Annotated in this window: 12 protein-coding genes and 1 pseudogene; 8 read left to right on the plus strand and 5 right to left on the minus strand. The window is 69.2% G+C overall.

Annotated elements, in window-relative coordinates; translation table 11 throughout:
- The first annotated feature begins 118 nt into the window (after window positions 1-118).
- Window positions 119-340 carry a hypothetical protein gene (locus ACTMTJ_RS40870; protein WP_441224139.1) on the plus strand — a complete coding sequence of 74 codons (222 nt, stop codon included), beginning with the start codon at window positions 119-121 and terminating at the stop codon, window positions 338-340.
- 95 nt (window positions 341-435) lie between these two features.
- Here ACTMTJ_RS40870 and ACTMTJ_RS40875 read toward each other — a convergent pair whose 3' ends face one another.
- The 3 genes from ACTMTJ_RS40875 to ACTMTJ_RS40885 all read right to left on the minus strand — a co-directional run bounded on the left by ACTMTJ_RS40875 (window position 436) and on the right by ACTMTJ_RS40885 (window position 3,591).
- Window positions 436-2,013: an ABC transporter permease gene (locus ACTMTJ_RS40875; protein WP_441224140.1), complete on the minus strand. Its 1,578-nt coding sequence runs from the start codon at window positions 2,011-2,013 to the stop codon at window positions 436-438.
- Window positions 2,010-2,915: an ABC transporter ATP-binding protein gene (locus tag ACTMTJ_RS40880; protein WP_441224141.1), complete on the minus strand. Its 906-nt coding sequence runs from the start codon at window positions 2,913-2,915 to the stop codon at window positions 2,010-2,012. Before ACTMTJ_RS40880 ends, ACTMTJ_RS40875 begins: the two co-directional genes overlap by 4 nt.
- A gap of 175 nt (window positions 2,916-3,090) precedes the next feature.
- Window positions 3,091-3,591 (minus strand): GbsR/MarR family transcriptional regulator, encoded by a 501-nt coding sequence (locus ACTMTJ_RS40885; RefSeq protein ID WP_441224142.1) that lies wholly within the window; start codon window positions 3,589-3,591, stop codon window positions 3,091-3,093.
- A gap of 182 nt (window positions 3,592-3,773) precedes the next feature.
- On the opposite strand from ACTMTJ_RS40885, the gene ACTMTJ_RS40890 reads away from it, so the two are divergent.
- The 6 genes from ACTMTJ_RS40890 to ACTMTJ_RS40915 all read left to right on the plus strand — a co-directional run bounded on the left by ACTMTJ_RS40890 (window position 3,774) and on the right by ACTMTJ_RS40915 (window position 8,496).
- The gene (locus ACTMTJ_RS40890; protein WP_441224143.1) at window positions 3,774-4,745 is read left to right on the plus strand and encodes a calcium/sodium antiporter; all 972 of its coding nucleotides are present in this window, start codon (window positions 3,774-3,776) and stop codon (window positions 4,743-4,745) included.
- A 315-nt stretch (window positions 4,746-5,060) separates the two neighbouring features.
- Window positions 5,061-6,203, plus strand: coding sequence for a HesA/MoeB/ThiF family protein (locus ACTMTJ_RS40895; RefSeq protein WP_441224144.1), 1,143 nt, complete (start codon window positions 5,061-5,063; stop codon window positions 6,201-6,203).
- Entirely contained in the window at window positions 6,188-7,405 is a 1,218-nt protein-coding gene (locus ACTMTJ_RS40900; RefSeq protein WP_441224145.1) for a hypothetical protein, read from the plus strand. The genes ACTMTJ_RS40895 and ACTMTJ_RS40900 overlap by 16 nt, the downstream gene beginning before the upstream one ends.
- Before the next feature lie 47 nt (window positions 7,406-7,452).
- Window positions 7,453-7,686, plus strand: a complete 234-nt coding sequence (locus ACTMTJ_RS40905; protein WP_441224146.1) for a hypothetical protein — start codon at window positions 7,453-7,455, stop codon at window positions 7,684-7,686.
- Window positions 7,687-7,765: 79 nt separating this feature from the next.
- Window positions 7,766-8,128, plus strand: a complete 363-nt coding sequence (locus ACTMTJ_RS40910; RefSeq protein WP_441224147.1) for a group II intron maturase-specific domain-containing protein — start codon at window positions 7,766-7,768, stop codon at window positions 8,126-8,128.
- Window positions 8,092-8,496, plus strand: coding sequence for a hypothetical protein (locus tag ACTMTJ_RS40915; RefSeq protein WP_441224148.1), 405 nt, complete (start codon window positions 8,092-8,094; stop codon window positions 8,494-8,496). Before ACTMTJ_RS40910 ends, ACTMTJ_RS40915 begins: the two co-directional genes overlap by 37 nt.
- A 32-nt stretch (window positions 8,497-8,528) precedes the next feature.
- Here ACTMTJ_RS40915 and ACTMTJ_RS40920 read toward each other — a convergent pair whose 3' ends face one another.
- Window positions 8,529-8,891, minus strand: coding sequence for an HPF/RaiA family ribosome-associated protein (locus ACTMTJ_RS40920; protein WP_441224149.1), 363 nt, complete (start codon window positions 8,889-8,891; stop codon window positions 8,529-8,531).
- 1,001 nt (window positions 8,892-9,892) lie between these two features.
- Between ACTMTJ_RS40920 and ACTMTJ_RS40925 the strand changes: the two are divergent.
- Window positions 9,893-10,642: pseudogene (locus tag ACTMTJ_RS40925) on the plus strand (HAD-IC family P-type ATPase); the annotation flags it as partial.
- A 215-nt stretch (window positions 10,643-10,857) separates the two neighbouring features.
- Here ACTMTJ_RS40925 and ACTMTJ_RS40930 read toward each other — a convergent pair.
- Window positions 10,858-11,586: a class I SAM-dependent methyltransferase gene (locus ACTMTJ_RS40930; RefSeq protein WP_441224150.1), complete on the minus strand. Its 729-nt coding sequence runs from the start codon at window positions 11,584-11,586 to the stop codon at window positions 10,858-10,860.
- Window position 11,587 lies beyond the last annotated feature (1 nt).

Here is an 11,587-nt window from a genome sequence, read left to right on the forward strand (position 1 = left end):
ATCTACCGGCAGACCGCCGCCTACGGCCACTTCGGCCGCGAGCTGCCCGAGCTGACCTGGGAGCGCACCGACCGCGCAATCGACCTCGCCGTGGTCGCCGCCTAAAGGGAGTGCCGAGATGAGCCGCTGGACCACCTATCTGTGGCGAGGGTTGGCAGCCGTGGCAGAGTCAGGTTGCCCCCTTAGCTACGCGTACCTCGTGCAGAGGGACCAGACCCTGCGGACCCAGGCACCACAAATCCATCTCGGTGACGACGCGTCGGTGGATGCGACCTTCTGCTCGATCGTCGAACGGGAATGGGGCGCCACCAGCTTCCGCGGGGAAACACCACACCTGTGAGGCCCGCATCTCGGTGAGTCGGTGGCCTGACCGCGCTCACCGCCTGATCCGCCCGGTGGCCGGCCTTTTGACGGACCGGCCCCCAGCGGCTCGGGCTAGAAACTCAGGTCGCGGCGGCGGAGACCGCGGTACCCCGCCGCGGCGAGCACCGCGGCGAGGGCACCGAGGGCGAGTAGCGGTGTCGCGGTGAGCGGGTCGAGTGGCGCTCGCGGTGTATGCGCGAACGGAGAGCCGCGTCGCAGCCACTCGGGGATGTTGAACGAGTCGGCGAACAGCGCGATCACCGCGCAATACCCGAACACGGCCCAGGACAGCGCGGCGGCTGCCCGGGGTAGCCAGCCGATGCCGAGGACCGCGACCGCGACCACCAGCAACACGGCCGGCAGGTAGCCGAGCGCGACGCCGATCAGGCGTGGAATCTGACCGGCGTCGGAGACGGTGAGCCCGTACGCGAGGCCTTCGCCGAGTCCGGCCGCGGTCAACACCAGGGCGCTGCCCACAGCCGCCACACTCAGGTGGCTGGCCAGCCATGCGGCGCGGCTCGTTGCCGTGGCCAGCACCGGCTCGGCGCGCCCGGAGGTCTCCTCGCCGCGCATGCGCAGGGCGGTGACGACCGCGTACGCGGCGGCGATCAGCGCGAGGGTCATCGCGGTCAGCGCCAGGAAGGAGTCGAGGATGTCGGCCGCGCCGCCGGGTAGGAAGTCGGCCACCTCGGGGTTGTCGGCCACGTACTGCTCGATGCTGTCGCCGATCGATCCGTAGGCGGCGCCGAGAAGGAACAGGCCGGTGGCCCAGCCGGCCAGCGAGGCGCGCTGGAGCCGCCAGGCCAGTCCGAGCGGAGAGCCCAACGCGGTGGTGGCGGTAGCCCGTCCCGGGCGGGGTCGCACCAACCCGGCGGCGAAGTCGCGGCGCTCCAGCAGCGCCGCCGCCACCGTGCCGAGTACGGCGACCGCCACCACCGGGATGGCCAGCGGCCACCACCGGTTGTCGACGTATGGGAACGTACGCTGACCCCAGCCGATCGGCGACAACCACGACAGGGCGCCGTTGCCGACGTCGCCGGCGGCACGCAGCGCGGAGGCGGTGCCAAGGGCGAGCGCGACCGCCCCGTACGCGGCCCGGGCGTTCTCGAACACCTGCACGGCCACGGCGGTCAGCGCGGCGAAGACCGCGCCCACGGCGGCGATCGCCGCACCGAACAGAACGGACCCGGAGACCGGCAGCCCGGTCCCGACGGCCACGAGGAACACCAGCAGCCCGGCGGTCAGGTCGGCCAGCCCGGCCAGCGTCAGCGCGGCGGCGAGCGTGGCGTGGCGTCCGACGCGGGCCGAGCGGACCAGCTCGGCCCGGCCAGACTCCTCATCGGAGCGGGTGTGCCGCCCCACCAGGAACATGCTCATCAGCGCGACCACCACGGACACGAACCAGAAGATCTCGAACACCACCTCGCCACCGATGGAATCCAGCAGGCGGGTAGGCCCGCTCATCGCGATCGCGGCGGTGTTGCTACCGATGGTCTGGCGCAGCTTGGCCAGGTCTTCAGCCGTGTCGTAGAGGTTTTGGCTCTGCGTGGACTGGACCAGAACCAGCAGCGCGGCGCCCAGCAGCCACCACGGCAGCGCGAACCGCTCCCGCCGCAGCATGAACCGCAACAGCCCACCGAAGCCGGTCATGATGCGTCCTGGTCGCCGTAGTGCCGCAGGAACATCTCCTCCAGCGTCGGCGGCGTGCTCGTCAGACTCCGCACACCCAGCGGCGCCAACCGCCGCACCACCTCGTCAAGCTTCGCGGTGTCCACATCGAACCGTGCGTGGTGGTCCTCCAGGACCAGGTCATGCACACCCGGCAAGGAGTCGATACCGGCCATCGGCTGCGCCGTCTCCACCGCTATCGAGGTACGCGTCAGGTGGCGTAGCTCGCCCAACGTGCCTGTTTCCACCGTGCGGCCGAGCCGGATGATGCTCACCCGGTCGCAGAGCGCTTCCACCTCCGCGAGGATGTGGCTGGACAGCAGCACCGTGCGCCCTTCGCGCTTGACCTGGTGAACGCACTGCTGAAACTGCGCCTCCATCAGCGGGTCGAGGCCCGAGGTGGGCTCGTCAAGCAGCAACAGTTCGGCGTCCGAAGCGAGCGCGGCGACCAGCGCCACCTTCTGCCGGTTGCCCTTGGAATAGGTGCGGGCCTTCTTGCGCGGGTCGAGGTCGAAACGCTCCAGCAACTCGTCCCGCCGGGCCCGGTCCAGCCCACCGCGCATCCGGCCGAGCAGGTCGATCACCTCGCCGCCGGTGATGTTCGGCCACAGGTTGACGTCGCCGGGCACGTACGCCAGGCGGCGGTGCAGGGCGACGGCGTCCCGCCATGGGTCGCCACCGAGCATCCGCACCGTGCCGCCGTCGGCGCGCAGCAGGCCCAGCAGGATCCGGATCGTCGTGGTCTTGCCGCTGCCGTTCGGGCCGAGGAAACCGTGCACCTCGCCGGGCTCTACGGTCAGGTCGAGCCCGTCGAGCGCCTTGGCCCGGCCGAAAGATTTGGTCAGGCCGGCGATGTCGATCGCCGCCCCGTTCTGAACGCTCACGTTGACACTCCACAATGGAGAGAAGGAGAGGGGCACCGCGCGGCATGACGCGATGCGGATCGAACACGCATGAGTGAGAAGCCCTACCACCGTCAGCGCGGCGGATCCGAGTCCGCCTTACGCGCGGCCGCACACGAGCACCGCATCCGTCCGCGCGGCGCGACGGCAACAGCCCTCATCGCCGCTCCCCCGCCCGCCGGGCCCTTGCCTTCTCGGCGTGCTCCTCCCACCGCCGCACGTGCTCCTCGCCGTACTCCACACCGACGAAGTCAAAGAAGTCCATCAGCTCGTGCAGCCGCTCGCGCTGCACCGACCGGTCTTTCCCGACGATCGACAGCCCGAACTCGGCCGCCTCGATGCCCGGCCGTAGCCGGGCCACCCGCGCACGCAGGATCTGCGCCCAACCGCCGGGCTTGAGCTGGTAGTGATGCTGCCGAGAACCCGGCATCGGCACCCGCTCCACCAGCTGACCCAGCTCCAGCTGCCGAATGACCGTGCTGATGGAGGCCTTGCTGGCCCGCAACGCGGCCGCCAACTCGGTGATCGACTGATGTGGCTCTGGGCCGATCATCAGCCAGCCATAGATCCGGCCCATCATCCGTGCGGTGCCCAAGGTCTCGAAGAACATACCGATCCGCTCGATGAACTCGCGCTCACCTGGCGTCGGTTCGCTCATCACCACACCTCGGCGTTCAAAGGATGCTGAACGAACTGTACCGAACGAACATCGATGGATCCATAGCTTTGAACTGTCTTATATAGATCCCTTCCGGTGGCACCGGTGCGGTACCGTGACGGCCTGGTGTGCCGGGAAGCCTGGTCGGCGATGTCGAGACACGTCGAGCCCAGGAGCACGCCATGCTCGTTCAAATCACGCTGGCCGCCGCCGGTCTGGCCCTGCTCACCATCGCCGCCGACCACCTCGTGCTGGGCTCGTCCCGACTCGCGCGACGGCTGCGGATCAACGCCGTCGTGGTCGGTGTGATCGTCATCGGCCTGGGCACCTCCGCACCCGAGCTGCTCGTATCAGCGGTGGCCGCGGCACGCGGCGACACCGGAATCGCCGTGGGAAACATCGTCGGCTCCAACATCCTCAACCTGACCCTGATCCTCGGCGTAGCGGCGCTCATCGGTCCGATGGCGATCACCTCGAAGGTGCTCCGCCGCGAAGTGCCGCTCGCCGTCTGCGCGGTCGGCCTCTTCGCCGCGCTGGCGTGGGCCGGACTCGGCCGGACCGCCGGTGCGGTGCTCGCCACCGCCACGCTCGGCGCGCTGGCGCTGTTGCTGCGCTGGGCCCGCACGCCCCGCGGCAACCAGGAGCTCGCCGAAGACGTGGCCACGTTCACCGAAGACCCGGCCGTCCTGGACCTCCCCACGCCCGGACGGCGACCGCCGGGTTGGTTCGAACCCATCCGCTCCGCCGCCGGGCTGGCCGGCGTCCTGGCAGGCGCACAACTGCTGGTCAGCAACGCCGCCGCGATCGCCGCCGACCTCGGCGCCTCACAGGTACTCATCGGATTCACCATCGTCGCCGTAGGCACCTCCCTACCTGAACTCGTCACCACCGTGCAGGCCCAGCGCCGCGGCGAGTCGGAGCTCTTGGTGGGAAACCTCTTCGGCAGCAACCTGTTCAACAGCCTCGCCGGCGGCGCGGTCATCGGCTTCGCCTCAGGCACCGGCCGGCCGGCCACCGCAGGGGCGGCGCTGCTGCTGACGATGCTCCTCAGCAGCGGACTCGCGTGGGTACTGCTGCGCCGCGGGCTGCGTCTGACCCGGCCTGAGGGAGCCGTGCTGCTGGCCACCTACGTCCTCACGCTGCTGGCCGTGTAACCGCCGCTACCACCGGCCCGACGGACCGGCAGGCCGGCATGTCATTTCACGCCATTGCAGGTTCAGGCCACCCGGAACCCAATGACTCCCCGGCCGCGCCGGAGCTATAAGGGATTGCCAGGTATTGGCGACACGGTGAGCGAAAGGTAGCGAGAATGAAGATCGAGATCCGTCGGCTCGAAAAGATCGAGACGACCGTATTCTGTCCGATCTCCGGGGACTGCTGACCCAAGAGTGCCGGCGCGGAAGACAGTTCCGCGCCGGCCAGCGACGCATCGGTGTCGGCGCTTTTCGCACAAAACAGGGAGTTAGATCGTGGAACGGCCGCGCGTCAAGACCGTATTCCCGCCCATTCCGCTCGGCAATGGCAAGATCAGAATCGGCGGCTTTGATCTTGGGCTCGCCGCCGAACTCGATGACGACGAACAGGGTCACACCTGGCATCTCCTCAAACTGCTGGACGGCAGCAACACCCACGCCGATCTCGCCCGCGAGATGCACCGCTACGACCCGAAAGTGAGCCCCGAGGACGTTACGTCGGCGGTAGCCGCACTGGCCACTGCCGGCTATCTGGAAGATGCGGCCGAGCTGCCACCCGCGACGTTCTCGGCCGAGGAAGTGGAACGGTACCGCCGCAACATCGAATTCTTCTCGCACTTTCCCTCGGACACGGCGACCGCATACGAAATGCAACATCGGCTCAAGAGCGCGAGAGTCACCGTGCTCGGGGTCGGCGGGCTGGGTACATACGCGGCGCTGGCGCTGACCGCGCTCGGCGTGGGCGAACTGCTTCTCGTCGACTACGACGTGGTGGAGCTGGCGAACCTCAACCGCCAGGTGCTCTACACCGAGGAGGACATCGGCCGGCCGAAGGTCGCCGCGGCCGCCGACCGCCTGGCACAGGTCAACCCGCACGTCCGCGTTACCGCCGTGCGGGAGCGGTTGTCCGGACCGGACCAGGCCCGCGCCATGATCGCAGGACGGAACCTGCTGGTCTGCGCCGCGGACCGGCCCCGGCGGCTGATCTACGAATGGCTGAACGCGGCCACCATCGCCGAACGGGTGCCATGGATCCGCGGCGGCAACGCCGGACTCACGGCCAGCGCGTTCCTACACGTGCCATTCGAGACGGCTTGCTATGCCTGCGTGGAACTCGCCGGAGCCGACGAGCTCCCGTGGCTCGAAACGATGAACAGGTACATCCAGGAACACCTCTCCGATTCCGCGGCCAACCCATGCACGGCACCCGTCGCCGGGCTGCTCGGCAGCGTCGTCGCCATGGAGGCAGCCAAGTACCTGACCGGCGCCACGCGCCCAGCCATGTTGAACCGGCGCATGGTTGTCGACCTGGCACGCCTGGAGCTCCGCTACATGGACGGCCGCCGGCGCGACGACTGCCCGGCCTGCGGACCCGTAGCCGCGGCCACGAAGGAGGCGGCAGCATGGGAATCGCCCTGACGGACCAGGCCCGCGTCGAACTTCATTCCTTGGCGATCGGCCCCGAGGACGACGGTGTCCAGGAGGTCGGGCGGCCCGAGACCGGAGTGTTCATCGCCTTGCCCGCCGAGGGCATCCGGCTGCTGTCCTGGCTGGACAGTGGGTTCACACTGGGCGAGGTCCGGCGAAGGTTCACCGCCATCTACGGTGTCGCGCCCGAGCTGGACGAATTCGTCACGGGACTGCTGGACTGCGGATTCGTGAAGGCCGTCGACGGCACCGCCACCAGCCCCGCGGCGGCCGAGTCGGCCGGTCGTGGCTGGCGCCTGCTCGCCTCCTTGCCACAACACCGGGTGGCCTGGATCCTTGCGCCGCCGATGCGCCTGCTCTACGCCGGGGTGTGGCTCGCCGTGCCGGTGCTCTTCGTCCTTCGCCCCGACCTGATCCCGCACGCCGCGAACGCGCTGCTCGACCTTCAGGCCAGCCTCAACCTGCTGCTACTGGTGCTCCTGGTGTGGGTCATGCTCTTCCTCCACGAGCTTGCCCACATGCTGGCCGCGCGGGCCCGCGGCTGCGTGGCCTCGCTTTCAATCAGTCGGCGTCTCTACTTCCTGGTCGCACAGACCGACATGAGCGGAATTCGCGCCGTCCCACGGCGGGAACGGTATGCACCGTATCTGGCCGGCATGACCTTCGACTTGGCGGTGCTGTTGGCCTGTACCGCGTTGCGGATGGCCGGAGTCGGCGGCGGAGTGCCGACCGTGATCGCCTACATCGTCGGAGCCCAGATCGCGTACCAGTTCGCCATCTTCCTGCGCACCGATCTCTACTTCGTCTTGACGAACTGGCTTCGGACCGGAAACCTCACCCAGGACGTGCAGGCCATCCTGAACGATCGATGGCGGCGATCGCGGGGAAAGGCCCGACTCGATCTGAGCGGCATTCCCGCTCGGGAACGGCGCATCGCCCGGCTTTACTTGCCGTTCTACGTGCTCGGCATCGCCGCGGCGATCGCCAACCTCGTGTTCTACGTGCTCCCGGTGCTAGCTGGCCTCGTCATGCGCGCGGTCAGCGGCTTGCTCGGGCATGACGGCGTCCTCTCGCGGTGGGACGGCATAGCGTTCCTCATCGTCAATGCCGTCCATTTTGGCCTACTCGGCATGGTGTTCTACCGCGAACGTCGGGTCAGCCAGGCCCGCAAGACCGAGTTCGCGGTGAACTAAGCCTCCGTCAGGCACCTTGTCGAACTTGGCTTACGCTATCGGATCGTATGCTCGCGCTGGTGAAGGCGTTCCTCAAAGCCGGTGTGCTCGCCGAGACCCGGGTGCACGAGGACAGCCTCACCGGCACGCCGCAAGGTGGCATCCTGTCCCCGCTGCTGGCCAATATCGCCCTGAGCGCGCTCGATGAGCACGTGCACAGGCCGTGGCTGGACGGCGGGTGCTCAGTACGCCACGCCGACGCACCCGGCGTCGCGCCAAGGGCCTGCCGAGCTGGCGGATAGTCCGCTACGCGGACGACTTCGTCATCCTCGTGCAGGCACCCGCGACGACGTCGAAAACCTGCGCGAAGAGATCGCCACGGTGCTCGATCCCCTTGGTCTGCGCCTGTCGCCGGCCAAGACCCGGATCGTGCACATGAGCGAGTCGTTCGACTTCCTTAGGTTCCGCATCCAGTGGCGCCGCAAGCGAGGTACGAACAAGTGGTACGTCTACACGTTCATCGCCGACCGGCCCATCCGGTCGCTGAAGGACAAGGTCCGTGCCCTCACCGGCAGGTTGTCGCAGCAACCACCCAGGGACGTGCTGACCCGGCTCAACCAGATCATGCGCGGATGGGCCAACTACTTCAAACACGCGGTCTGCAAGCACACCTTCGGAACGCTGCAGGTCGGCGCGATCCGGTTGGGGTGCTGGATCTGTACCGGACCCGTCCCGGGCCGTTGAGCCAGCATGAGCCGGCCGACGCGTTGGCGTTCGCCGAAACGGCGTCCATGTTGCTGCTCGACACAGCGGCCGGGACGCAGCCGGACACCGCGGAGCTGACCTGGCAACGCGACGACCCGACCGCGCACCAGGCCCAGGCGCACCAGGCTACCGGCATGATCCTGGTCCAGCTCGGTATCAGCGCGGAGGCCGCCTTCGTTCGGCTCCGCACGTCGACGTGGATCAGACGTTCATCCTGCTCCGCAGCACCGCCCGCACCAACAACCGCCGGCTATCCGAACTCGCCCGCGCCGTCGTCGATGGCTCCGAAACGATCTGACACGAACCGTCCCCTTGGAACAGGGCGGCCGTTTCGTGCCGCCCTGTGACAGGTAACCACGGAGCCGTCGGTTGGCGGCGGTCAGCTCAGTCCTTCGCCTACCTCCAGGCGACGGATGGACTCTCCGCCCTTATGGCTGTTCGACCGCCCGTGCCTGTTTCCGATCAGGGCCGCGAGCTTGTGTACGGCACCGCTGCACGCCTCGCCCACGGAGGCGGCGTGGTGCGTGACGGCGACCGGTTGCTTTCCCGCGGACCGCGCCTCGATCATGCATCGCTTGTCCGAGCCGCCGGACCCTCCGGCGTTCTCGTCGCCGAGGTGGACCTCTACGCGGGTGATTTGATGACTGAAACGCGACAGCGCGGACTCGAGTTCGGCCTGGAGGCGCTGGACCATTCCATCGCTGACGGTCACGTTCTTGTCCGTGTGGACCTGGATCTGCACGCGCGGTCTCCTTCTGTGTCGCCCGTCCCACCGGGGCCGGCGAGGAAGTCGTGCCCGGGCCGGTACGCCGAACCGGCCGCACGAGCGTTCTCGTCGGGCCGGCGGCACCGGCGGTGATGTCAGCGGGGTCGGTTGAAGCGGGAAAGGAGGGTACGCAGCTTGCTCTGGTTCCCAGGGTGGGCCGTGCCCGGTCGGCCCTGGTTGCCACGGCGGTTCATGCCTTGCCGGCCCCGGTCGATCAGTTGACGGCCGTGCGGACTGCGGACGAAGGCCATGACACGGTTCAGCAAAGACGAAGACGCCATCGATTTACCTCTCCACTGGGGTGCGTTCCGCATGCGGAAATACACCGGTGCGATCAACGCTCATGTCAGACTGGACACGAACCTCGACGGCCGGTCCCTGACGACGCCGCCCCCTGGCGTCCGATCGATATGGCGGCGACGCTGTCCAGCCGGAGGTGGATTAGAGGCGTCATTTGTCGTATACCCGTTGAGCGGGTGTATATGCGTTCGCGGCGGGCCGATGTGGGTCGGGTTGCTTCACCGAACGGGCTTCGGAGTGTACGGCCGGGGTGCAGGATGAGTCATGCGACCGGGAAGGGGTGCACCCCGAGCACGAACGCGATCCAGACCGGGGTCAACTCGCGGTGACGCCGTACCGCGAGCGTCATGACTCCGAGCGCGGCAGCTCCGAACTCGGACAGAGACGGACGCTGATTGACACCTTGTGCGGTGCCCCAGCGGCATTTGGGGGACCCGCGCCGACCACCTGGTCCGGTGCGTCGAGCAGCGCTACTCGGTCGCCGTCGTGGTAGCGACCTGGTCCTGTTCGCGACGCCGCTCGCCTTCGGCGAGGAATTCACGGAGGCGTTGCTACGCGCGATGACGTTCATGATCGTGGCGTCGCCGTGCGCGGTGGTGCTGGCGACGATGCCGCCGCTGCTGGCCGCGATCGCGACCGCCGGCCGTAACGGCGTGCTGGTCAAGTCGGCCGTGGTGATGGAGCGGCTGGGCCAGACCAGCCTGGTGGCCTTCGACAAGACCGGCACCCTCACCGAAGGCACGCCGCGACTGGCCGCGGTCCGGCCGCTGCCCGGCGGACCGGTGACCGATCCTGACCGGCTGCTGACGTTGGCCGCGGCCGCCGAGCAGGCCAGCGAACACCCCCTCGCCGGCGCCGTGGTGGCCGCCGCCCGCGCCGCCGGCCTGGACATCCCCACCGCGAGCGCATTCACCTCTGCGCCCGGACGGGGCGTGCGGGCCGACGTCGACGGGCTGCCGATCACGGTCGGCCGCGCGAGCGCCGCCGACCAGCCGGTGCGGCGGATGGTGGCCGACCTCGAGAACACCGGGCACACCACCGTCGTGGTAACCGTCGACGGCGTCCCGGCCGGCGTGCTGGGGCTGACCGACCGGGTACGCCCCGCGGCCGCCGAGGCCACCGCCCGGCTCACCGTCCTAACTGGACAAGCACCGGCGCTGCTGTCCGGGGACAATCCCCGCGCCACGGCGCGGGTGGCCGCCGAGGTGGGCATCGGCGATGTCCGCGCCGGCCTGCTGCCGCAGGACAAGGTGGCCGCCGTACACGACCTCCAGGCCGGCGGCGAGCGCCTGCTGGTGGTCGGTGACAGGGTCAACGACGCCCCGGCCGTGGCCGCCGCGCACGCCGAGATCGCGATGGGCCGGGTCGGGTCGGATCTGGCGTTGCAGACCGCCGACGCGGTCATCACCCGCGACGACCTGAGCACCGTCCCCGCGCTGATCGCGCTGTCCCGCCGGGCCCGGCGCTACGTGATCGCGAACCTGGCCATCCCGGCCACGTTCATCACCGTGCTCGCCACCTGGGACATCGTCGGCCACCTGCCCCTTGGGTGTGGCCGGCCACGAGGGCTCCACCATCATCGTGGCCCTGAACGGGCTGCGGCTGCTACGCGCCTCCGCATGGAGCACGCGACCGTGACGGGTCAGGTGCGGGGTAGGGCCACCACCACGTCGAGCTCGCGGGCGGTGGCGGCGTACCCGGCGGCGGTCAGCTCGTCGAGCAGGTCCTGCGGGGACAGCACGTGCCACGGGTACTCCGCCACGAACTCGCTGTCGACGGCGCCGTCCTCGTCGAGGATCCGGTACCGCATGGTCCAGGTGACCATGTCGTCGCCGGCGGGACGGGCGCCGCCGCTGCCCTGGTAGGTGCGTCGACCGATCGGCACCGACGTGAACGGGCTCTCCGGGATGACCGTCGGCTCCGTGGGCGGTTGCAAGTTGACGATCAGCGGCGCGGCCGGCTCCAGCCGCGGTCGCAGGTCCGCCCAGAAGCGGCGGCGCTGCGCGGGGGTCAGGTGCCCGATCATGTTGATCGCGAGCACGCCGCCGAGGCGTGGCGGCAGCCGCATCCCGTCGACGTCGATGGCTTGGACGGTGACGCGCCGCCGCAACCCGTCGTTGGCGGCGAGACGGGACAGCAGTACGGCCCGCAGGATCGGTGACGGTTCGACGGCGATGACCTCGGCGTCGGGAACGGTGTCCGCGACCAGCAGGGTGCCCAGTCCGGTCCCGGCGCCAATGTCGACGATCGGTCCCTGCCCCGGCGCCGCCTGGCGCAGCGCGTCGCTGATCGGGGCGCCCAGGGCTCGCCAGGCGTCCTGGCTGAGCACGTCGATGAACTCTCCGGACTCCGCGTACGGATCGGCGGGCATC

The sequence above is a fragment of the Phytohabitans sp. LJ34 genome (assembly GCF_052068095.1).
Classification (GTDB): Bacteria; Actinomycetota; Actinomycetes; order Mycobacteriales; family Micromonosporaceae; genus Phytohabitans.